15 protein-coding genes and 1 pseudogene are annotated in these 23,320 nt (G+C 68.3%); 8 read left to right on the forward strand and 8 right to left on the reverse strand.

All coding sequences use genetic code 11. The features are described 5' to 3' along the window. Positions 1-99: 99 nt before the first annotated feature. Positions 100-4,656 (forward strand): hypothetical protein, encoded by a 4,557-nt coding sequence (locus tag ACFZB3_RS49275; RefSeq protein WP_391390300.1) that lies wholly within the window; start codon positions 100-102, stop codon positions 4,654-4,656. A gap of 352 nt (positions 4,657-5,008) precedes the next feature. On the opposite strand, the gene ACFZB3_RS49280 is transcribed toward ACFZB3_RS49275, so the two are convergent. Together ACFZB3_RS49280 and ACFZB3_RS49285 are read right to left on the reverse strand one after the other, a co-directional pair. Further along, a complete protein-coding gene (locus ACFZB3_RS49280) occupies positions 5,009-6,439 on the reverse strand; it encodes a carboxylesterase family protein (protein ID WP_391390350.1) in 1,431 nt (476 codons plus the stop codon). A 107-nt stretch (positions 6,440-6,546) separates the two neighbouring features. Then, positions 6,547-7,761 (reverse strand): ROK family protein, encoded by a 1,215-nt coding sequence (locus ACFZB3_RS49285; protein ID WP_391390302.1) that lies wholly within the window; start codon positions 7,759-7,761, stop codon positions 6,547-6,549. A gap of 177 nt (positions 7,762-7,938) precedes the next feature. On the opposite strand from ACFZB3_RS49285, the gene ACFZB3_RS49290 reads away from it, so the two are divergent. The 4 genes from ACFZB3_RS49290 to ACFZB3_RS49305 all read left to right on the forward strand — a co-directional run bounded on the left by ACFZB3_RS49290 (position 7,939) and on the right by ACFZB3_RS49305 (position 12,416). Next, positions 7,939-8,970 (forward strand): substrate-binding domain-containing protein, encoded by a 1,032-nt coding sequence (locus ACFZB3_RS49290; RefSeq protein WP_391390304.1) that lies wholly within the window; start codon positions 7,939-7,941, stop codon positions 8,968-8,970. Next, the gene (locus ACFZB3_RS49295; RefSeq protein WP_391390306.1) at positions 8,967-10,001 is read left to right on the forward strand and encodes an ABC transporter permease; all 1,035 of its coding nucleotides are present in this window, start codon (positions 8,967-8,969) and stop codon (positions 9,999-10,001) included. The genes ACFZB3_RS49290 and ACFZB3_RS49295 overlap by 4 nt, the downstream gene beginning before the upstream one ends. Positions 10,002-10,010: 9 nt before the next feature. Then, complete coding sequence (locus ACFZB3_RS49300) at positions 10,011-10,826, forward strand: ATP-binding cassette domain-containing protein (protein WP_391390308.1); 816 nt, start codon at positions 10,011-10,013, stop codon at positions 10,824-10,826. A gap of 153 nt (positions 10,827-10,979) precedes the next feature. Further along, entirely contained in the window at positions 10,980-12,416 is a 1,437-nt protein-coding gene (locus ACFZB3_RS49305; protein ID WP_391390310.1) for an RNA-binding domain-containing protein, read from the forward strand. A gap of 35 nt (positions 12,417-12,451) precedes the next feature. On the opposite strand, the gene ACFZB3_RS49310 is transcribed toward ACFZB3_RS49305, so the two are convergent. The 4 genes and pseudogenes from ACFZB3_RS49310 to ACFZB3_RS49325 form a co-directional block, all read right to left on the reverse strand. Further along, entirely contained in the window at positions 12,452-15,313 is a 2,862-nt protein-coding gene (locus tag ACFZB3_RS49310; protein ID WP_391390312.1) for a SpoIIE family protein phosphatase, read from the reverse strand. 336 nt (positions 15,314-15,649) lie between these two features. After that, a pseudogene (locus tag ACFZB3_RS49315) lies at positions 15,650-15,843 on the reverse strand (electron transfer flavoprotein subunit beta); the annotation flags it as partial. After that, a complete protein-coding gene (locus ACFZB3_RS49320) occupies positions 15,840-17,006 on the reverse strand; it encodes an acyl-CoA dehydrogenase family protein (RefSeq protein ID WP_391390314.1) in 1,167 nt (388 codons plus the stop codon). The gene ACFZB3_RS49320 and the pseudogene ACFZB3_RS49315, both read right to left, overlap by 4 nt. A 66-nt stretch (positions 17,007-17,072) precedes the next feature. Continuing rightward, positions 17,073-17,375 carry a hypothetical protein gene (locus ACFZB3_RS49325; protein WP_391390316.1) on the reverse strand — a complete coding sequence of 101 codons (303 nt, stop codon included), beginning with the start codon at positions 17,373-17,375 and terminating at the stop codon, positions 17,073-17,075. A 137-nt stretch (positions 17,376-17,512) separates the two neighbouring features. Here ACFZB3_RS49325 and ACFZB3_RS49330 point away from each other — a divergent pair, with 137 nt between their 5' ends. Continuing rightward, positions 17,513-18,454, forward strand: coding sequence for a LysR substrate-binding domain-containing protein (locus ACFZB3_RS49330; RefSeq protein WP_391390318.1), 942 nt, complete (start codon positions 17,513-17,515; stop codon positions 18,452-18,454). 197 nt (positions 18,455-18,651) lie between these two features. Here the strand turns inward: ACFZB3_RS49330 and ACFZB3_RS49335 are convergent, their stop codons facing one another. Together ACFZB3_RS49335 and ACFZB3_RS49340 are read right to left on the reverse strand one after the other, a co-directional pair. Beyond that, entirely contained in the window at positions 18,652-19,467 is an 816-nt protein-coding gene (locus ACFZB3_RS49335) for a helix-turn-helix domain-containing protein (protein ID WP_391390320.1), read from the reverse strand. Positions 19,468-19,477: 10 nt separating this feature from the next. Next, the gene (locus tag ACFZB3_RS49340) at positions 19,478-20,506 is read right to left on the reverse strand and encodes an NAD-dependent epimerase/dehydratase family protein (RefSeq protein ID WP_391390322.1); all 1,029 of its coding nucleotides are present in this window, start codon (positions 20,504-20,506) and stop codon (positions 19,478-19,480) included. A 240-nt stretch (positions 20,507-20,746) separates the two neighbouring features. Here ACFZB3_RS49340 and ACFZB3_RS49345 point away from each other — a divergent pair, with 240 nt between their 5' ends. Both ACFZB3_RS49345 and ACFZB3_RS49350 read left to right on the forward strand, forming a co-directional pair. Beyond that, positions 20,747-21,937, forward strand: coding sequence for an ROK family protein (locus ACFZB3_RS49345; protein ID WP_391390324.1), 1,191 nt, complete (start codon positions 20,747-20,749; stop codon positions 21,935-21,937). Between the two features lie 95 nt (positions 21,938-22,032). Then, positions 22,033-23,310, forward strand: coding sequence for an MFS transporter (locus tag ACFZB3_RS49350; protein ID WP_391390326.1), 1,278 nt, complete (start codon positions 22,033-22,035; stop codon positions 23,308-23,310). Positions 23,311-23,320 lie beyond the last annotated feature (10 nt).

Below are 23,320 nucleotides of genomic sequence, written 5' to 3' on the forward strand. Positions count from 1 at the left end.
AGCGCCATGTCCGGCCCCTGTGCCCTACGGCAACTGTCGGCCGGTCAAGGGGTGTTACATGAATGTCCAGAATAATTGGACATGCGCTACGGTGCTCGTGTGACTTCGACCGCTGACAAGTTGCGGGCCCTGTTGGGAGAGACTGCCTTCCGCGCACTTGACTCACTCGCCAATTCGAGCGGACCGGTGAGCGGGCGGGCGCTGGCACGCGCTCTCAACGTCGCCCCCACCACCGCGACCACGGCGCTCGCTACTCTCAGGAAGGCGAGCTTCGTGACTTCGACCGTGGAGGGCCGCTCGACGTTGTGGCGTGTGAACCCGGGCAACTCCACTGTGCGCGAGTGGCTCTACGAGTCCACCGGCCTCATCGCGAACGGTGAGGAGAGCACCGCCCGACCGCGGATGACAGCGGTGGTGTTCACCGCTCTGCAGGACGAGTACGAAGCCGTGGCGGCCCATCTGCCGACTCGACGGCCCAGCCGAGTCCGGACGACGCGCTTCGAGGTCGACGAGTTCACAGGCGCCCACGTGGACTGGACCGTGTACGTCGCGGAGGTCGGTGAAGGCAACACCCGCACCGCCGCGGAATTCGCTTCAGCCGCTGGGGCTCTGGACCCTCATCTCGTGCTGTTCGTCGGCGTCGCTGGCTCGGTCAAGCCGGAGGATCTGGTCCGCGGCGATGTGGTGGTCGCCGACCGGGTCTACGACTTGCACCGGGGCAAGGACGCCTGGGAAGAGGTGGAGGGTTCGATCCATCTGGCGCGGCACGTGTCCTTCACCGCCGCCAACGGGGTACTGCAGTTGGCGAGGCACGTACGGCGTGGTGATTGGGCGCACGGACTCCCCGCCGGCGAAGGCCGCAACGCGCTCGGGGACAAGCCGCGGGTGGCGATCCGGCCCATCGCCGCGGGCCAAGTCGTCCACGCTGATGGCCGCTCGGCGCTGATGCAGAAGGTGCGCCGGGAGCTCAACGACGTGGGCGCGGTCGACATGGAGTCGTTCGGGCTCTACGAGACCTCCTATCTCACGAACGTGGCCGCCCTTGCCGTACGTGGAATCTCGGACTGTGTCGACGACAAGTCCCCGGGCGCTGACCGGAAGTGGCAACCCCAGGCGTCGGGACATGCGGCGGAGTTCGCGTTCGCGCTGCTGCGTCAGGCCGAGCCGGAGGACCTTCCCGGGCCCGGCGGTGGGCGTGTTCCGGCGACCGCCGGGTCTTCGACCGCTCACCGCTCCCCGGTCGAGGCGCTGTTGCGAGTGGCGCCGGAAGTGGCAGTGGCCTACCAGTGGGCATTGCCGGTGGCCGGAGCGCGTGCCACCGCGGTGGTGGAGGACCTTGCGGCACTCGGCGGGCAACCGGCGACGTGGCTGAGCCGCTTCAAGCAGCGGCCGCCCCAGCAGTTCCGTGACGACAGTGGCGCGCTGTGGGTGCTGGTTGCCGAGTTCGCCCGATCACATGACCACCCGGCGGCTTCCTGGCTCTTCGAACAGGCCGCGCGGCGATGGTCCGACAGCCTTCTTTCCGCGTTCCTGTACGGCAAGGCCGCGTACGCTGCCGTACAGATCGAGGGCTCGGACAGAGCAGGAGAGTTGCTCGCGCTCGCTGAAACGGCAGCTCCTGCCGGCCGACCGCTATGGGAGTTGTACCGCTCGCTGCCCGGCGTCGTCGACGTGGTCGCCCCCAGGCTCCGGGTGGTGGCCGAGGCACTTGCACTGCCGCTGCCGAAGCCCGCGGTGACCGCCCTGGCGGCGACTCCCGGCACTCTGCCGATCGCCGGAGCCGAATTCGCGGATTTCCTCGAGGACTTCGCGGAGCGCTACCCAGGCTTTCTGGAGTCGGTGAGGCTGGACGCCGCTGTGACCGCGATCGCCGTGCTCAACGAGACCGCCGGTCAGGTCGACGCTGCCCAGATCCTGGCGGAGAACCTCATCCAGGCCTTCGCGCCGTATCGTCCGGGGCCCGCTGCCGCGTCCGCGCTGGCGGCACTGTTCGGACCGCGCTCGTCGGTGGTCGCGCTGGAGCTGGCGAGGACACTGTTGGTCAAGGCCGCCGACCCGGCCGGCCGTCTTTCCGGTTTCGACAGGGACGCAGCACTCGGCCGCGCGGAGGGGCTCGCCCTCACTGCACGTGGCCGCCGGCTGGACTGGAACGGCCCCACTGCGGATGCCCTCGCCCTCGCAGCCCAGGCTCGCGCTCTCACAGGCGATGCCCGCGGCGCCCTGGCGATGCTGCGACCGCCCCCCGCCGGCACAGCCGACCCGGCGGAGGCTACTTCCGGGCCCGTTGTGCACGTCGCTGCCGGGCTGGCCGCCCAGGTCGGGAATGTCGATCTTGCTCTCGATCTCTCGGCCCGCCTCGGAGATCCCTTCGAGCAGCGGCTGACGACCGCCCTCGCGCTCAGCCGACGCGAGGACTGCCGCCGCGAGGCCGCCGCAGAGTTCCGGGCTGCACTCGATGTGGTCCTGCCCGAAGGAGATACGGATCGGCAACTGCGCGCCCTGCTCGGACTGTCCATGGTCGACGCACTCGGTGACGCCGAGCTCCCCCTGCTCGACTCGTTCGACGCCGAGACCGCGGACCTCATCCGCGCCCAATCGTTGCTGGCGGTCGGAGATGTCGATCAGGCACAGATCCTGGCCCGCCGCTACCCCGACTCCGATGTTGCTCTGAAAATCCGAGTCGACGGACTGGTGCTCCAGCACGACACCTCCGGCGCACTCAGCGCCCTGGAGCGGTTCGCCGAAGCCCACAACCACGACGAGCGGCACCTGCTCGGCGCGGTCCTGTTGGCTCACAATCACGGACTGCTGGACGACGCCGAGCGCCTGGCCAAACGTCTGACCTCGAGCGACGACGCGGTGCGCCGTCGAACGGCCCGCGAGATCCTCCTCGACACCGCAGCGCGCCGCGGGGCATGGACCACGATGCTGGAGCAGACGCAACGCCTTCTGACCGACGACGAGATCGCGGAGGCGGACCCGGACCACGAGGCGAGTCGGATCAAATACCGATGGGCCCGCGTCCATGCCCTTCATCAGCTGCGGCGGATGCCCGACGCGTACCGGGTTGTAAGGGATGACCCGAGGCTCAAGCCCACGACGCGCACCCAGGCTCGACTCCTCGCGTCCGTGCTGCGCACGATCGCGCCCTCGATCACGAAGGCCGACACCGACATCACGCAGAAGGAAATCCTGTCCGCGGTCACGGAAGCTGCCCAGGAGTTCCCTGACGACGAGGAACTGGTCGCCACCGCCGTGATGACCGCCTTCACGATGCCCACCACCGAGGACAGCGACTACAGCCTGATGACCCAGGCACGCGACCTCCATCAGACGTTCTTTCAGCGCTTCCCCCACAGCAAACTGATCGAACAGGTCCCGCTCGACGACACGCTCGATACCCTCAGGGACGTCCTGCGCACCCGCCTCGCTCCGAATGCGGAAATCGCAGAACAGATGCGCCGCGATGCCTTTGCGGGAAAGCTTCCGATCAGCGTCTACGCCGGCGCCTTCGCTCACAACTACGCCGACGCCCTGATCCGGAAATCTACCGGGTGCTACATACTCCGCTCCTGGGACGAGAGCGTCCACGCGCAGGAAGTCGAAGCTGCGCGGCGGGCGCGGAACACGGCGGTGGTCGTCGACACCTCCGCCCTGTACCTGTCTCCGGTCACCCTCGGAGACGCCGTACGGCTTCGGGAGCATTTCGAGCAACTGCTCATCGCCGCACCGCAGCGAGACGACATCTTGCAAGCGCGTACCTCTCTGTCGATGCGGAGCTCCGGCTGGCTCGGCTGGGACCCGAACACCCAGCGCCCGGTCTTCACCGAGATCCCGGATGAGGTCACGCAGCGCTGGGCTGACGAAGCCGCAGCCCTGGCGGCCACACTCGACGGTTGCGATGTCCTGCCCGACCCTCCCGCCGATCACGACGATCCGCGGCACCGCGTCTGGAGCGCGCCTATCCGCCTCGCACGCGAGCGCAGGGTCGGCCTGATTGCCGACGACGCAGCCTTGCGAGCCGTCGCCCGCAGCGAGGGAATCCCCGCCTTCGGCAGCCTGCAACTGCTGGAATCCCTCGTCCAGGACGGAGTCTTGTCCGGCGACTCCGTCCAGCAGGCGCACCGTCGTCTGATGGCACTCCCTGCGGGCGAATTGCCGGTACTCGACCAACTGCAACATATTGCCCGCGAGGAACAGTGGCATCCCGGCGGCTACGCCGCTTTCCTCCTCACCCGCGCCTCAACGTGGCAACCCGTCGACAGCGGATGGTTCAAGTACAAGACCATGATCGAGAACCAGCCCGGGCACACCCCGGAGCGGACCGCGGCATGGTGCGTTGCTGCCCTGCGCGGTCTCCGCCAGGTCACCGCACCAGCGACCCTGCCGGCTCTCACCGGCGCTCTCATCGCCTGGACACTGTTCCAGGTGCGCGATGGAGCAACCCTTCCGCCGCTCCTCGAAGGGGCTCAACAGGTCGTCAAGCTCGTCGCCCCGCAGGCAGACCTTCTCGCGGAAGTCGTTCGGCACTTGGTGATGACAGTGCGGCATGTCACCGAACCGGAGAAAGTCGGCGTGATCGTCGTACCGCTGCTGTCCGGGCTGGAGAACGAAGAGCGCGTCAGAGCGCTGAAACTGTTCTTCACCATGCCCTGAAGCCACCCCGGCGCCGCCAGGCCCGGCGCCACCTCAGGCCTCGCCCTTTGAGTGGCGGAGGCGCGTGTTGCAGCGGGTCAACCAGGCGTGGACGGCGCTCCTGCTGTGGACGACGACCGCGATCGGCCGCGGCCTGGGCGGGTCGGTCAAGTCCCTCTTGAACAGGTCCGTAACCGCCGCCTCGGCCTGGTTGATCCGGCTTCCGGCCTCGCGCAGTCCCACAGTCACGTCTCGGAGAACCGCAGGCGCCACTGGAGCCGACATGGATGCGCCGGATCTGTTCGGCCAGGACCTCGTCCTCGCGGGGACGGACCAAGGGCGCCAGCAGCCTGCGCACGCATGCGGAAGACTTCTATGAGTACGGATGGCAGAGGCCGGGACCATCGCCGTCCAGAGTCTCGGAGGTATCCCTGGCACCGTCTTCGTCGTAGCGGCGGCCGTGGAGAGCGTCGCCCGCCGGTGCCCAGCCCGGGGAGCCGGTCGACACGAAATCGACCCAGGCACGGTGGAGATCGTCGGCCACCCATCTGGGTGGCGCGTCCCCCAGCGCGTCACCGACCCCTACGGAATCGAGGAGATCCCAGACAAACGGCAGGTCATGGCAGTGCATTGCCGTCTTGGTGATCGCGCTGCGGACACGATAGTCGTAGAGCCACGTGGCGGCGCTGCCCGCGCGATGCCGCCCGACTGCGATGTCCTCGGCAGGCCGGCGTACATCCAGGTACGTCATGAGTCGCCCAGTGGGGTCGACCGAGTCCCGGGACACAGCCAGCCACGGCTCGACCGGGCCGTCGGTCACACTGTCGAGCCACGCCGCGAGCTCGGGGGTTTCCGGTGCCAGGACGCCAGGTGCGACGAACTCGTCCGCTGTCCTGCCTACCATCAGAGGCGTCGTCGAGAACGACCAGTCGGTCGACCTGAAATCGGATAGAAGGTCTTCGTCGACGGCCGGGGTGAACGGTAGACGGACGTGGCGGTCGACGAGTGCACACTCGACGGTGCCGGCCAACGGGTGATCCGGCGCCAGGGGCGAGGCCCGTCGGACGGTCCGCTGCTCGATGGCGGGCAGCCGCTCGCCCTCCACCTCTGCCCAGCCGGCACGGGTCGGTTCCACACCGGCCAACTCGGCCAGGCGCTTTCCGTCTTCGACGTGTGACGCGTGCAGAGCGACGGACGGGACGGCGGACGTCACGGCCGCCCGGGCGAACAGACCGCGCGCACGAGGTGCCGCGAGGAGGCACAACACCGCCGCCCCTCCCGCGGACTGGCCGGCGATCGTTGTCCGAGCAGGGTCGCCGCCGAACCACTCGATGTTCTCGGCGACCCATTCGAGACCGGCGATGATGTCGTGGAGGCCGCGGTTGCTCGGTGCGTCGGCCAGCCATCCGAATCCCTCGATGCCCAAGCGGTACGACAGAGTCACGGTCACGACGCCGTCCCGGTTGAACGACCGCCCGTCGTACCAAGGACTGGCCGGTGACCCGGCATAGAATCCGCCGCCGTGCACCCAGACCATCACGGGCAGCCTGGCTGAGCGGTCCCCCGGAGCCGGCGTGAAGATGTTGAGGTTGAGCGTCCCGGCACCGGGAATCGACGGCTCCGGGATCGTGGTCACCTCGGCCATGGGCCGACGCTGTGGCGTCGGTCCGTACGCCGTCATCGTTCTCCGGTCCGTCCAGGCCGCCCTGCGGCGGGGCAAGGCGAATCGCAGGTCCCCAACAGGGGCCTCGGCAAAGGGAATCCCGAGGAAAGCAGCCGATTCACCCCGCCACACACCGCTCATCGGGCCGGCCGGGGGTGCCACGTGGATGCCTGATGCGGTCACGCACGTCTCCTCACAGTCGTCGTGTCCAGATGACACGTGACTGTAGGTGGAGACCGAAGGTTATTTCAACCGTTGAAATTATTAAGAGCCGTAGGTTCGCTCAGCAGTCGGTCGATAGCCAGCCGGAACGCTCCGGCCCGGGCGGCGCGGGCACCCAGTCGGCCGGGAAGCACAAAAGGCATGGATTCGTCACTGTTTGTCCAGGCGATGGTCCTCGCTGACGGTTCCCCCAGACCGAGGTCGGTGGACACGCGCAAGTGGTTGAAGACGTCGGCCCAATAACCTCCGAGCACCACGGCCTGCGGATCGAAGGCGAGCGAGAGGTCCGTGATCACGGTCTCGATGACCTCGCCGGCCCGCCCCAGCGCGGCGAGCGTTCGCGGGTCGCCCGAGCGGGCGCGGTCGACGAGCTCCGCCATCGCGATGGTGACCCCCGCCCGGCCGGCGAGGTCCGCGAGGCCCGCGTCCTCGAGCACGGCTTCAGGGCCGGCTTCGGCGTTGAAGCAGCCATGACGTGCGCACGTGCAGGGCTTGCCACCCGCCCGGACGAGAACGTGGCCGGGCTCGAACCCGATGCCTCGCGCACCTGTCACGAGGTTGCCCGCGACGATCGCCCCGCCACCGATACCGGTGAGGGATTTCAGGTACACGAGGTCGGTCAGCGGGTGCCCGACCTCGACTTCCAGGGCGGCCGCCTCCGCGATGGCCGCCACGTTCGCGTCGTTGACGAGAAGGCAAGCACCCTCAAGGCGCGGGACCCGCGCGACGAGCTGTCCCAGCAGGTCCACACGGCCCCAGCCCAGATCACTGGACGCCACGACCACGGGCGGGTCCCCGGCCAACGGCGCCGGCATGACGACGACGCCGAGGCCGAACGCGACCGACAGGCGGTCGAGTTCGTTCAGGTGCTGAAGCAAGAGGTCGACCGCCGTGTCGATGACCGCCGCCGGATCCCCGATGGGCCGGCCATGGGGGGCACGGTCGATCCTCAGCGTGCGGCCGCCGAGATCGACCGACTCCACGATGACCTCGCCCACAGTGATCTCCAGTGCGACCACGGCGACACGAGAGCCGTCGAATTCCAGGGCGGCGACGGGCCTTCCGCCACGCGGGCCGGAGGCGCTCCCCACCTCCTTGAGCAGCCCGGCCGAGACCAGCTCCGGGATGATCGCCGTCAGGCTGGCCCGGGCCAGACCGGTCCGCTCCGAGATCTCGGAACGGGTGGTCCGCCGGTGCCGTCGGACGTCGTCCACCACGAGACAGAGGTTGTGGGTGCGCACACGAGAACTGTCGGCCGCGGAGTCGGCCGCGACTTTCCGAAAGCCAGTCGAGGACATGCAACGGAGTCTGACAGCTGCCGAAGAGTTACACAAAGAAGGTTGTTACGACCCTTGAAATAACCTGGAGGTAACCGCTACGTTTCCCGCACCAATCACCCTCACCCATCGGAGCGGGACATGGCCGCACTCTCCAGACGCCGCGGGTTGGCACTCACCGGCACCCTTGCCACGCTGCTCGCCCTGTCTGCTTGTACGCACACGAGCGCATCCTCATCAACCACCGGAGCGAAGACCAAGTCGGGACCCGCGATCGGCGACGGTCTCAGCGTCGTCGCGGTCGGGGGCCCGCTGTCGGATCCGTTCTTCGGCGCCATCGACAAGGGCGCCAAGGCCGCGGCCGCTCAGCTCGGCGCGTCGTACGACTACTCGGCTCCGAAGGACCTGACGAACTTCGCAGCGGACTTCTCGCAGCTCATCGACACGGCGATAACGAAGAAGCCGGACGTTCTGGTCGTCGGCGACTTCATCCCTTCCGCCTTCGATCCGAAGATCAAGAAGGCGGTCGACGCGGGGATCACCGTCGTCCTCTACAACTCGGGAGCGGACAGCTGGAAGAAGGTCGGCGCCGTCGGCTTCGTCGGCGAGAACGCCGCCGCCACCGGTCAGGCCGCCGGCGAGGGGCTGAACAAGGCGGGGGTGAAGCACCTCGTCTGTGTCAATCACGTGCCGGAGAACCCCGTCCTGCAGACGCGTTGTGACGGTGCCATCAAGGGGATCAAGGCCGCCGGCGGCACCGGATCCACCCTGACCATCCCTTCGTCGCAGAGCGGAGACGCGCAGAGCGTGACTCAGACGATCAAGGGTTATCTGATGTCGCACAAGGACGTGGACGGCGTGTTCACCCTCGGGGTCGGAATCGCCGCCGACGCCGAGAGTGCCGTGACCAGCGTCGGCCGGCCGGTCAAGGTCGGCACGACCGACCTTTCGATCCAGGTCCTGAACGATGTCAAGGCGGGCAAGCTCCAGTTCGCCATCGACCAGCAGGGCTGGCTCCAGACCTACCAGGCCGTCAGCATCGGCATCACCGACCGTGTGCTCGGCATGCACCCGGTCAACAGCCTGGACACGTCCCCGCTCGTCATCACCAAGGACAACGCCGACAAGGTGCTGAAGGTGCAGCAGAAGTACGGCGTGCGGGGGGCCTCGTGACCACGACCGAAGGTATCGCGTCCGTGCCGGCCGCCGCTGCTTCGAAGCCGGGGTCCGGCCGGCTGTCCCGGATCCTGCGTAGGCCCGAGGCCGGCGCGGCCGCGGGCACGGCCCTGGTGTTCGTCTTCTTCGCCGCGTTCGGGCTCCACGCGGGCTTCCTCGACACCGGCGGTTACGTCTCCTGGCTCGCCGTCGCCGCGGAACTCGGGATCGTCGCCCTCGCCGTGGGCATGTTGATGATCGCCGGAGAGTTCGACCTGTCCGTCGGGTCCGTCGTGGCCGCGAGTTCGATGATCGTGGCGGTGCCGGTAGCGCAGTTCGGCTGGCCGTTGTGGCTGGCCATCGTGCTGGCCCTGGCCTTCGGCGTGCTCATCGGCCTGGTCAACGGACTGCTCGTGGTGACAACGGGACTGCCGAGCTTCATCGTCACTCTGGTCACCCTGTTCGCCGTGGCGGGAGCAGCGCTCAGTGTCAGTCGTACGGTGGCCGGCACCACGACCGTGTCGGTGACCACGTCCGGCTTCGCGCACGACCTGTTCGCCGGTCACGTGGGTTCGTTCAACGTTTCGCTGATCTGGTGGCTCGCCGTCGCCGTCATCGGGCAATACCTGCTGCAGAGCACCGGGTTCGGCAACTGGGTCTTCTCGATCGGCGGCGACCTCGAAACGGCCCGGCTGAACGGTGTCCCGGTCAGAACGGTCAAGCTCCGCCTCTACATGTACAGCGGCTTCTCGGCGGCCCTGGTCGGGGTCATCCAGGCCGTCGAGTTCAACAACGCCGATGTCACCCGCGGCCAGTCCTTCGTCTTCGAGGCGATCGTCGCAGCCGTCGTCGGAGGCTCTCTGCTCTCGGGCGGCTACGGATCGGTCGCCGGAATCGTCTTCGGCACGATGACGTACTCGATCGTGAGCGTCGGTATCTACTACACCGGCTGGAATCCCGATCTCGTCCAGCTCTTCGTCGGCGTGCTGCTGTTCGTCGCGGTCGTCGGGAACAACTTCGTCCGCCGACTGGCACTGAGCAGGCCGTAGGAGATTCACATGACCACAGAATTCCGTGCAGAGAAACTGACCATGCGGTTCGCCGCCAACGTCGCGGTCGACCAGGTGAGCCTGACCGCCAGTCCCGGCACCGTGCTCTGCCTCCTGGGCGACAACGGCGCCGGAAAGTCGACCCTGATCAAGATGCTCTCCGGGGTGTACCGCCCGACCGGCGGCACCCTCCACCTGGACGGGAAGCGGGTCGAGTTCCCGAACCCGAAGGCGGCGCGCGACGCCGGCATCTCGACCGTCCACCAGTACGGCGGTACGGCTCCGCTGATGAGCGTCGACCGCAACTTCTTCCTCGGGGCCGAGCCCCGCAAGGGCGTGTGGCCACTGCGGCGCCTGGACCGCGCGACCATGCGCACCACGGCCCTCACCGCGATCCGCGACCTCGGCCTCACCCGGGTACTCGACGCGGACCAGCTGGTCGGCACGATGTCCGGCGGCGAACGGCAGGCCCTCGCCATCGCCCGCGCGGTTCACTTCGGCGCCAAAGTGCTGATCCTCGACGAACCGACGTCGGCGCTCGGAGTCAAGGAAGCCGCCCTCGTGCTCCGGCTCGTCCAGCGGGTGCGCGACGCGGGAGTGGCGATCATCTTCATCACCCACAACGCCCAGCACGCCATGGCCATTGGCGATCGCTTCCAGGTGCTGATCAACGGCAGGACGGCGGCGGACTTCGCGCGGGGCGAGAAGTCCCGCAACGAACTACTCGATCTCATGGCCGGCGGCGAGGAGTTCAAGAGCCTCGCAGAGGGTCTTGAGGAGTCCTTCGGCCATGAAGCTTCGACGGTGGAGCCGTCCTCGGCCTGACCGGCGCCGGTGGAAGTCAGCATGCAACTGCGGGGCGGAACGGCCGCGATCGTTTCCCAGTTCGCGACTGGTCACGCCCCGACGGCCGCCGCAGGCCATGGGCCTGTATCAAACATCAACAAACCACCCGGTCGCTCAGTAAAATGTGTCCCCATGACCGCCGTTGACAGTCGGGGCAGGATCGTCACCCTGCTCGCCCAGCAGCGTCCTGAAGCAATCGTCGGGATGACGGAGTCCGCATGGGTGGACTTCAAGACCACCGGGCCTGAGGGTCCCTACGACCTCCGTCAGGATTCCAAGAAGTACGAGTTGGCCAAGGACGTCGCGGCGTTCGCCAACACCGGCGGTGGTCTCATCGTGTGCGGATTCAAGGCGACGCGTCGGCCGACCGACCTGCACGAGACCGCGGTGAAGCCGACGCCCTTCGCGAAGAGGCTGGTCAACGCCGAGAAGTACAAGCAGGTCATCGCCGAGTACGTGCGCCCGTTGGTGCACGTCGAGTTCTCCTGGTTCGCCGACCCCGCGTGCCAGGACCTCGGCTACCTCCTCATCGAGGTGCAGGCGCTCCCGGAATCCGACCGATGGGCCCTGGTCACCAAGACCTTGTCGGAGGACGGGAGGCTCCTCAAAGGCGGGGTCGCCATCCCGCGACGACACGGCGACCAGACTCAGTACCTCACGCCGGACGAGGTGTACCGGCTGATGAACAACGGACTTCACGCCGAACCAGGGTTGGATCTCGACCTGGCTGTTGAGGACGGCACCGCGGTAGGTGTGACGGTTGACGACAGCGTGATCGACTCCCTCGTGGAAAGGCGACGCCGTCAACTGCTCTCTTCTCTACCCTTGTCCGAACGCGGACCAAGTAGCCGGCGGGCAGGCAGGGATCCGTCCGGCAACAGGCAACCGATTGTCGAGGAACTCCTCCGGCTGCAGGAGGTCGCCCAGGTTCCACTGGCTGAACTGCTGTTGCGAGACCACCGTTCTCCCCAGCAGTATCGAGAGGAGGTCGAAGCCCATCTCGAGAAGAGCCGGCGCGGGCTGCTCCGGATGCTGCACAAGGCAGTGGCATGGGAGAGAAATCCGCTCAGTCTGCGGTTGGAGAACCGGTCCAACGCCATGCTCCTCCAGGTAGAGGTGATCGCGACTGTGGATGCGGGCTACCGGGTGATGGTTGAGCCCCCTGAGTTCCTGCCCGACTTGAGTAACCTACCCTGGCCCGAGCCACCGGAGCCCTACGGGAAAGGGCCCCTCGCATCCGGCTTGAACAGCCCGCCGATCTTCCCCTTGTGGGCGTTCTACGGGGATCGGAGCCACCCTTCGGACCGGCGTCTTCCCACACGGGTCACGTCGGAAGACGGTGTCGTGATCACGTTCCCACCCGTAGACCTTCGTGCCCACGCTCGTGTGTGGCTGGAACCGTTCATGTTGTACGGACGCCCCTCCGGCGACGGTGCCACCGTCCTTCGCTGGACGGCGACCTGCACCAACCGCGACGGGCGGAAGGAGAGGGTGTTGAGCATCCCCGTCGAAGAACTCGGCGTGACGCTCCAGCCCGACGCCGAAGCCCCTCAGATCGTCACCGAGTAGCCCGTCAACCGGCTTGGGACGAAGAGCGATCCCTCTCAAGCCAACTGCTGTTCGGTCCAGATCACCTTCCCGTCTGCCGTGTACCGGGTACCCCAGCGGCTGGCCAGTTGCGCGACCAGGAAGAGGCCACGCCCGCCCTCATCAGTTGTCCGGGCCCTGCGCAGACGCGGAGAGGTGCTGCTGCCGTCCCAGACCTCGCAGATGAGAACGTCGTCCCGGATCAGGCGCAGGCCGATGGGCCCGCCGCCGTACCGGATGGCGTTGGTGACCAGTTCGCTGACTATCAGCTCGGTGACGAAGGACTGGTCGGACAGACCCCACTCCTCCAGCTTGTCCAGAACCGCGGCACGTGCCCGGGAGACCTCCGTCGGGTCGGCCGGCACGTCCCAGTGCGCGGTGCGCTTGCCGTCCAGAGCGCGGGTGCGGGCGACCAACAGGGCGACATCGTCACGCGGGCCGTCGGAAAGCATGCCGGCTACAACCGTCTCGCAGATCTCTTCTGGCGAGCACAGATGCGGCTTGGCGGCGGTCAGCGTCTCACGCAGAAGGTCGAGACCGGCGTCGATGGGCCGGTGGCGGCTCTCGATGAGTCCATCGGTGAACAGCACGATGTGGCTGTCTTCCGGCACCTCGATGTCCACGGTCTCGAAGGGCAGACCGCCCAGGCCGAGCGGAGGGCCTGCCGGAACCTCCGGGAACCGCACCGTGCCGTCCGGGGCCACGACTGCGGGCGGCGGATGCCCGGCCCTGGTGAAGGAACAACGGCGGGAGACGGGATCGTAGACCGCGTACAGGCAGGTGGCGCCGAGGATCTGATCTCCGTCCTCGTCCAGCTGGGCGACCAGGTCGTCCAGGTGCGCCAGCAGGTCCTCGGGAGGCAGATCCAGAGCGGAGGAGTTCTGCACAGCCGTGCGCAGCCGCCCCATGGTGGCCGCCGCGTGCACCCCGTGCCCCACCACATCCCCGACGACCAGGGCGACCCGGCCCCCGGAGAGCCGAATCACATCGAACCAGTCGCCGCTCACCCCGGCCTGCGCGGGCAGGTACCGGTGTGCCGCCTCGACTGCGTCCTGACGAGGAAGGCCACGCGGCAGCAGACTCCGCTGCAGGGCCAGGGCCATCGTCCGCTCACGCACGTACCGACGAGCGTTGTCGATGCACACCGCCGCCCGGCCCACGAGTTCCTCGGCGAGGGCGAGGTCGTCGTCCTCGAACGCGGGGGCTTCCTCGGCACGGTAGAAGCTGACCACCCCGAGGACGACGCCCCGGGCCAGTAGCGGCACGGTGATCAGCGAATGGATCCCCGACTCCAGGATCATGTGGGTGCGCTGCACATCGTGGTCGATCCAGCCTTTGGCCTGCCTGAGCTCCGGTTCGAATGCCGCTGTGCCGGTCCGCAGCGAGCGCGACTGCGGCGTCGCAGCTGCGAAGGTGACGGTCTCGCCGACCTGGTACAACCCGAGACCGCCCTGCCGCTGGCCCAAAGCTGCGCGGCGCAACGGAATGTCCGGATCCGTGGTCGGCTCATCACCGAGGAACACCGGTTCGGCGAGGTCGACGGCCGCAAAGTCCGCGAAACGAGGTACTACTGCCTCGGCCAGTTCCTCGGCCGTGCGGACCACGTCCAGGGTGGTGCCGACGCGCACGGTGGTGTCGTAGAGGAGCTCCAGGCGTCGACGAGCCTGGAGCGCCATCTGCCCGACTCCCGCTTCGCCGACGAGCAGCGGCCATGGGAGAGCGGTCGGCTGGTCAACCAGGTGGTCCCCTGAGCCAGGAGGAGCCACGTGCGGCGGTCCGGTCGAAACCCGGCCTGCAGATGCCCCTACCTCTGCTTCGCCGGCCGCCCCCTGGCCGACGCTGCAGCGGATCCCGGATCGCAAGGAGCCGGGCTGGTCCAAGACCCTCGGTGACGGTGTACGGGAGGAGGCGCGCACCGCGCTCGCAGGGTGGTCGATGTCGATCACCGCGGCCTCGACGACGACCCCGACCTGACCGGAGACATCTGTGATCTCACGGCGCAGCAGCGCTGCCGTCCGGCCACCGGAAAGCGGCACCTCAATGGCTACCTGTTGCGGCGAGGCGATCAGCTCAGCGGCGCGTTGGCGGAGCAACGCCTGATCAGCGCGGTCCAGGCGACCTGCGCCGGTCGACCCGGGCAGCGCTGCAGGGTCTTCTCCCCAGGTCGGGCCGCCGCTTCCGGCGCCCTCCGGCGGGAGTCTGTCGCCGCGGTAGAACGCAGCAAGAAGTTCGCGCTCGCGCCGGCTGGTCTGCTCCACCATCCGCTGCTCGATCGCGGCCGCCGCCTGCTGGACCACCTTCACCATGGCCGGATCGGCGTCCGCGCACAGGCCGACGAGGTTGAGTACCCCCTCGACCCTGCCGCTCAGCGGATGACGAATCGGCGCACCCGCGCAGGCCAGCGACTCCGGGATGTCCGAGACGACCGAGAAGTGCTCGCGCCCGGCAATAAAGCACGGCCGCCGATCGACCAGCGTCGTGCCGATGGAGTTGGTCCCGACCAATCGCTCCAGGAAGACGAAGCCCGGGACCAGCCGAGCGGCGTCGAATCGCTGGTCCAGCCCGGTATCGCAGACCCATCGCCGCAGTACCTGTGCGTAGGCGTCCGCGATGACAATACTGACCCGCGCCCCCGAGAGGCGCCCGGCCAGTCGGTCGATGACCGGTGCCGCGGTGTCGAGCAGCTTGCATTCCAGATCGGCGTCCTGGTTGAAGGCGACGCACGCCCGGTCCGGCGTAAGCCCCCCGTCGACGCACCGTTGCCAGGACATTCCGATGCGACGGCGGACCCCACTCTTCCTACCGCCCGTCATTACTGTCGCGCCCAGCTGCAACCTGCCATGCGCACGCGCCAAGCCGACGTCGTTCTCCCAGGTCATCTTTCGTTTCCCACCAGGGTGAAAATTTGTTCAACTATTACCCACTTTGCCACTAAAAGGAAGCCAACGGCAGAGGCGAGCAGCTCGGCCTCGGCCCCAGAGCCAACAGCATGGCGGGCAGTCCCTCCGCCAGCCCCCCGAACTCGACCAACTCGAAGATCGGGGCCCCGGCATCCCGGCGTGTTCACCGCACCCGCACCCGACACAACGCCGACCGGCGAACCGATGCGACAGGGGTCAGCGGCGGCCGGACGCACTGCGACGCCCTCAAGGGAGACCTCTGGAGGGCACGACGGCCTCTGAGACGCCCAGGCGCTCGGCCGGCAGGACCGGCACGATCACCTTGACCGCACCTATCGACTGCGCCTTGCGCGGCGCGCCCTTGGCGTCCCCCGAACCCACCGTCAGAACGGTGGCCCCGACACCGTCGGCAGGCTGTACGCGTCGTCACGGTCGACGGCCAGGTCATCGGCGAAGTGCCGGCCGCCGGTGGCCTCGGGCGCCTACCTCACGGTGACAATGCTCCTCATCCGTCGAGACCTCCGCGCTTGACGAGCTGGCTCGCGATGACGTTGCGCTGGATCTCGTTGGTGCCCTCGCCGACGATCATCAGCGGGGCGTCACGGAAGTAGCGCTCCACGTCGAACTCGGTGGAGTAGCCGTAACCACCGTGGATGCGGACGGCGTTGAGGGCGATCTGCATCGCCGTCTCGGAGGCGAAGAGCTTCGCCATACCCGCCTCCATGTCCACCCGGCGTCCCGCGTCGGCCTCCCGCGCGGCATACAGGGTGAGCTGCCTGGCGGCGGTGAGCGACGTCGCCATGTCCGCCAGGTAGTTGCCGATCGACTGATGCTTCCAGATCGGCCGACCGAAGGACTCCCGCTCCTGCGCGTAGGCCAGGGAGTCTTCCAGCGCCGCGCGGCCGACGCCCAGCGCGCGGGAGGCGACCTGAAGGCGGCCGGTCTCCAGTCCCTTCATCATCTGCGCGAAGCCCTTGCCTTCCACCCCGCCCAGGACTGCGTTCGCCGATGCCCGGTAGTCGTCGAACGACAGCTCGCAGCTCTCGACGCCCTTGTAACCGAGCTTGGGCAGGTCGCGCGACACGGTCAGGCCGGGCCCGTGCTCCACGAGCAGGATCGAGATGCCCTTGTGCGCGGGCGTCGCTTCCGGGTCGGTCTTGCACAGCAGAGCGATGAGACCCGACCTCCGGGAGTTCGTGATCCAGGTCTTCGCGCCATTGATCACGTAACCGTCCACATCCTTACGTGCAACCGTGCGCATGGCCTGAAGGTCGGAGCCGCCGCCCGGCTCGGTCAGGGCCATGGTCGCCCGGATCTCACCGGTGGCCATCATCGGCAGGTAGCGCTGTTTCTGCTCCTCGGTGCCGAAGTGCAGCAGCAGCTTGGCGACCACGGTGTGGCCGCCCATCGCGCCGGCCAGGCTCATCCAGCCTCGTGCCAGTTCCTCGGTGATGAGGACGTAGCAGGACATGGAGACCGGGGTGCCGCCGTACTCCTCGGGAACGGCCAGTCCGAAGATGCCCAGCTCCTTCATCTGCTCGATGAGGGTCTCGGGGTAGGTGTTGGCGTGCTCCAGTTCCTGTACGACGGGCTTGACGGCCTTGTCGACGAAGTTCCGCACAGTCCTGACGACGAACTGCTCGTCCTCGGACAGGATGTCGAGAGTGCTCATGCTGTGACGCTCCTCATGGGATGATGCCGCCGCCGGCGCGGACAGGTCAGATGACGCCTTGGGCCCTCAGGTTCCGGGTGTCGGCCGTGCTGTACCCCAGCTCGGCCAGGATGCTCCCGCTGTCCTCGCCGACGGCGGGTACGGCATCCATGCGCACGTCGCGCCGACGATGCCGATCTCGTCCGGCGGTTTCGCCACCGCACCGCTGCCCGACCCGGCGAGCAGTTCCTCCGGGACCGCCCGCCCGTCATCCGAATCGTCCGGCCGTTCCGTCTTGATCACCCGGGTGGCGACGGATGCCGCCATCGCCTGCTCGACGCTGACGACCGTGATGCCGGTGGATGGCGGGGCTTCAGGACAGGCAGCCATGGGGTGACCTCCAGGAAGGCTTCGCCCAGACGGGGAGCGAACCAGGAGTACCATCATGATGATTAATGCCAGCCAAAGTGAAATACCGATTCATGATGGATCCATGCCTCTTGCGGATGGCAGTGGAGGATCACCCCGTGGACTTGAAACAGCTCAAGGCGCTGATCACCGTCGCCGAGGTGGGCAGTGTCACCCGGGCCGCCGAACTGCTGCACCTGGTGCAGCCCGCCGTGACACGGCAGATCCGCACCCTGGAGGAGGAGCTGCAGGTGCCCTTGTTCGAACGCACGCGACAGGGCATGCGGCCCACCGACGCGGGAACGATCATGGTGGAACGTGCCCGGCGCGCCCTGAACGAGCTGGAACGGGCTCGCGCCGAAGTACGGCCCGCTCCCGGCGCGGTGACCGGCATCGTCACGGTGGGCCTGCTGGAGAGCACCACCGACCTGCTCGCGGAACCTCTCGTCACCACTCTCACCCGCGCCCACCCCGGTATCGACCTGCGCGTGATCACCGCGTACTCCGGTCACCTCCAACAGTGGCTCGACGACGGCGACCTGGACCTGAGCCTTCTCTACAACATGGACAGCACGCCGTCTCTCAACACACGCCCGCTGGTACGCGAACGCCTGTGGGTGGTCGCGCCCGCGTCGGAGGGGCTACGTACCCATGAGCCCGTCCCGTTCTCGAAGGCTGCCGCCCGCCCCTTGGTCCTGCCCGCCTCGGGCCACTCGCTGCGAGTCCTGATCGACGCAGCGGCAGCACGGGCGGACGCCGGTATGAATGTCGCCGCCCAGACCAACTCCATGCGGGTGCAGAAGCAGCTGGTACAGGCCGGGCACGGCTGGACCGTGCTGCCCGGCGTCGGTGTCGCCGACGACATCAGGGACGGCACGCTCAGCGCCGCGCCGCTCACCGAACCCGACGTGTGGCGCTCGATCGTCCTCGCCACGCCGAGATCCGGTCGGACGCCGCCGGCGGTGGAGGCCGTGGCCCACGAACTGGTCCAGCAGATCCGGTCGGCGGTGGCCGAGGGCCGCTGGCTCACCGCGGAGTTTCTTGGAACCGAGGCCGATTGACCGGTTCTCTCACGCCCGTGGCCGACGGGTTCGGCCCGGCACAGGAGGAGCTGCGCTGGGCCCGCGCGGTCCTCAGTGCCACCGGCGCGCTCGCCACAGTGGGCGGTCGGATGGTCGAAAAGCCGGTCCTGGAGCGGGCCCGGCGCATCCCGGCCGGAACCCCGAGCGGACCACGGGGGCACCGCCCTCGGACGTGGTCACAGGCTGCTGAGAAGTGCCAGGCGCTCGGCGCTGGTCGAGCCCTGGTCGGCGTAGTAGACGACTATCAGCTGGCGGGCCTGCGGGCGCACCATCTTCTCGTAGTGCAGGTCGAGTCGGCCGACGAGCGGGTGGTTCAGCCGGGTGAGGCCGGTGTCGCGGCGGCGGACCTCGCGGCGGGTCCACAGGGTGCGGAACCGCTCGCTGGCGACGGTGAGTTCACCGATGGTCTCCAGCAGCTCCGAGTCGGCCTCGTCGACGTCGATCATGGCTCGCAGTCCGGAGACGGCCTTCGCGGTCATGTCGTCCCACTGCGGGTAGAGGCTGCGCATCTCGGGTTCGAGGAAGGCGGCCCGCAGCAGGTTGTGGCCGACCGCGAAGAAGGGGCACAGGAGCACGGCCGGCTGGTTCGCGGCGACGACTCGTCCACTGGGGCCCTGCGCGTAGGCGGGGGTCTGCGGCCAGCTGTCCAGCAGGGGTTGCAGATCGCCCTGGTTCGTACGGGCGCGGCTGCGCGGCCTGCGGGCGGGCGGGGCGGGGTGGGCGAGGCGGTGCAGGTAGGCCACGGCGTCCTCGTCGAGCTGGAGGGCGCCGGCCAGGGCGGCCAGGATCTGGTCGGAGGGGTTGAGGTTGCGGCCCTGTTCCAGGCGCAGGTAGTACTCGGGGCTGATGCCGGCGAGCTGAGCGACCTCCTCGCGCCGCAGTCCGGGGACCCGGCGCCGCTCGCCGGCGGGCAGCCCGACCTGCCCGGGGCTGATCTGCCCGCGCCGGGCCCGCAGGAACTCGCCCAGGGTGTCGGCCGTCTCGTGCGCCATGCTCCTGACGCTAACCGTTCACCAGTCCGAGGCGGACCAGGCTCTCCGCGGTGGCCACGACGGCGTCCTCGTTGGAACGAGGGGCCCAGTCCAGCTCCTTGCGGGCCTTCGCGTGGGAGGCGCGGCGCACCACGCCCAGTTGCGGCACCGTCTCACGCAGCGCCGGGTTGATCGTGGCCAGCAGGCGCAGCAACCAGGCGGGGGCCGAGCCGGTGGGGGCCTTGGCGGCGTCCTCGCCCAGCCGTTCGCGCAACGCCAGGGCGATGTGGTGGAAGGAGATCGGCTCGCCCGCGAGCGCCAGGTACCGCTGCCCGGCCGCCTGCGGCGCGGTCATGGCACGCAGATGGAGGTCGGCCGCGTCCCGGACGTCCACCGTGTTGGTCCAGATCGGCGGCGCGGCCCGCATCCCGCCGGTCAGCATCGCGTGGATGATCCGGATCGACGCGGAGTAGTCCGGTCCGAGGACCGGTCCGAAGATTCCCACGGGGTTGACGACCGTCAGCTCCAGGCCGTCGCCCTCGCTCCCGACGAAGTCCCAGGCGGCCCGTTCGGCAACCGTCTTGGACTTGACGTACGCGGACACCCCCGGCCCGGCGGTGTCCGTCCAGTCGTCCTCGCTGAACATCTGTCCGGTCTGACCGTGCCCGTAGCCCACCGCTGCGAAGGAGGAGGTCAGCACCGTGCGACGGACACCCGCGTCCCGGGCGGCGCGCAGGACCCGCAGGGTCCCGTCACGGGCCGGGACGATCACCTCATCCTCGTTCTTCGGCCGCGCTCCGGGAAACGGCGATGCCACGTGCAGGACGTAGTCGGCTCCCGCCACGGCCCGGTCCCAGCCCCGGTCGGAGGTCAGATCCGCCTCCACCCAGGAGACGCCGTCCGCGTTCGGGGATCCGGCCGCCTTGAGCATCCGCTCGACGTCGGACCGCCGTGCCAGGGAGCGCACCGTGGTCGTGACGGTGTGCCCGGCGGTCAGGAGCTGCGCGATCGTGTGAGAACCGAGGAACCCGGTTCCGCCCGTGACGAGTACATGTGCCATGCCTTCATGGTCGGCAGCCGGACCGACCCGTTCCAGGCCTCATGGATCCCAGTACCCCGAAGGACAGGATCGGCATTCGAGGCGCACGCCCGCTCCCAGCTCATCCGCAGGCACCGGAAGTCATGCGGCCACCGTTGGGACAGCATGCAATCTGAGTGACCGGTGTCCCGCGTGAATCACGCGGACAACTTCGTGAATTTAGCTCTTGAATTCAACAGGTGACGTTGTCAGAATCGTGCTGTGAATCGCGGGACCGAGGGTCAGGGGTCGGTGAGCGGCCTGCGCCGTGCCAATGTGGAGCGCGTGCTCTCGGTGCTCGCCGAAGGCCCGCGGGCGCAGGTCGAGCTGGCGACCGCGACCGGATTGTCCCCGGCGGCGGTGACGAGCATCATCCGGCAGCTCACCGCCGACGGCATGGTGCAGACCTCGCCCGGTGTTCGCTCCGGACGCCGGGCCACCATCGTCCGGTTGACGCAGGTACCCACCGGCACCCTGGTGGGAATGTCGCTGACGCGCACCTCCTTCCAGGTGGCGCTCTGGGACCGCGACGGGGTGGACATCATCGACACCCCCTGGGCGGAACTACCCGGCTCCGGCTCACAACCCGAGCGGGCGGCCGGTCGGCTGAGCGAACTCCTACGGGGGAGAGACGAGGTCCAGGCGGCGACGACCTGCCTCCCCGGCTGGGGATCGTCGCGGTCCCCCGAGCGAGCCCGGCTGGTGCTGCCGGCCGGCTATCCGCTGTTGGACTGGCTGCCGCCGCATGCGACCGACCCGCTGGCCGAGGCATGCGGCGTACCGGTCGCGGTGCGGAAGGACGCCAACATGGCGGCACTGGCGGAGCTCCGGATGGGTGCCGGGCGCGGCAGCCGCAACCTGGTGTACGCCGAACTGTCCGAAGGTGTCGGGGGCGCCCTGGTCATAGGCGGGTCGGTTTTCGAGGGGGACGACGCGATGGCCGGCGAGATCGGCCATCTGGAGGGATCGGAACACGGCCCGCGCTGCTGGTGCGGCAACCGTGGCTGCCTGGAGCTTCTGATCGGCGCCGACGCCCTGCTGCAACCGATCCGCAACGCCATGCCGGCGGGCAGCGAGGTGAGTCTGGACACCCTGCTCGACGGAGCGCGGCGCGGGGAGGACCTGCCGCTGCGGATCGTGGTCGAGGCCGGACGCGACGCCGGTTACGCGCTGGTCAACGTGGTGACACTGCTGAACGTCACCCAGGTCGTGGTCGGCGGCCGCCTTGCCGAGGCCGGCGACATCCTGCTGGAGCCGCTGACCGAGTCACTGCGGCAGCACCTGCGCATGCTGCTGCGCTCCCGGCTGACCGTGAGCCGTGCGGAGTTGGGACGGACCGGGATGCTCCTGGGCTGCCTTCTGCAGTGCGCCCAGGATCTGGAATTGAATTTGTTTCCTGAACTCAATAACTGAATTTCAGGTTTCTTGAGTTCATGCATTGACTTGAAGTCCGGGTCGGGGCTCTTCTTCTCCGTAACAGTGACGTGAACGGAGAGAGGACCTTCGTGATGTCCGAACCCATCACCCAACCCGTGAACACGGTCGTCCAAGACGCCGCCCTTCCACGTCGGCTGGCATGGGAGCTGTCCCTGCTGCTTCCGGCAACGGCCGGGATGTTCTCGGTCTTCCAGGGCATGCAGGCCGTGCTGCTCCCGCAGCAGGTCGCCGACATCGACCCTGGCGACAAGGTCAACATGCTGGCCGTACTGGCCGCGGCAGGTGCGTTGCTCGCCGCGATCGCCAACCCGCTGGCGGGCGCGCTGTCGGACCGGACCCGCACCCGGTTCGGGCACCGCGCCCCGTGGCTGCTGGTCACCGCCGTACTGGCCGCGCTGGCCCTGCTGCTGCTCGCCGGTCAGCAGAGCTACTTCCTGCTCGGTGCGGTCTACTGCCTGGTGATGCTGGTGATGGGCTCCTACCAGGCCGTCATCTCGGCGATCGTCCCGGACCGGATACCCGCCGAACGCCGCGGCACGGCGTCGGCCGTCGTCGGCGTGGCCACCCCGATAGGTGTCCTATATGGCGTCAACATGGTGTCCAAGGTGACCACTTCGCCCCTTGCCGGGTACGCGGTGCTGGGCGGGACGCTGGTGCTGTTCGCGCTGGTTTTCGTCCTGTTCACCCGTGACACCCCGCGTCCGCCGGGCGCCGGCAGGAGACGGTCCGGTTCGGCTCTCACCGCGCTGAAGCTGTTCTTCTCCTCGTTCAGGTCCCGCGACTTCGCCTGGGCCTTCACGGCCAGGATGATCCTGATGTTCGGCTACTGGAGCGTCTCCAGCTACCTGCTCTACACCCTGCAGGACTACATCAGGGCCGACACGATCCCCGGGCACGACGCCGTGTCGGCGGTGGGCACGCTGACCACGATCAACATGGGCTGTCTGCTGGCCGGCACCATCGTGAGCGGCTGGCTCTCCGACCGTATCGCGCGCCGCAAGATCCTTGTGATCCTGTCGTCGGCGCTCGCCGGGATCGCCCTGGTCGTCCCGCTGGTCGCGCCCACCTGGACGGGCATGATCGTTTTCGAGGTGGTCTTCGGATTCGCCTTCGGCGCCTACCTGTCCGTGGACGCCGCGCTGATGACGCTGGTCCTGCCCGGCGACAGTGACAACGCCCGCGACCTGGGCATCCTCAACGTCGCCACGACGGGTCCGCAGGTGCTGTCCCAGTTCATCGGCGCGCTGGTGATCAATTCCCTGGGCGGCTACGGCTCGTTGTTCGTCTTCGCGATCGGCTGCGCGGCCCTCGGAGCGGTCGCGATCGTTCCGATCCGCAGTGTCCGTTGATTCGAAGGAG

This window comes from Streptomyces sp. NPDC008092, assembly GCF_042957285.1.
In the GTDB taxonomy this organism is placed as follows: Bacteria; Actinomycetota; Actinomycetes; order Streptomycetales; family Streptomycetaceae; genus Streptomyces.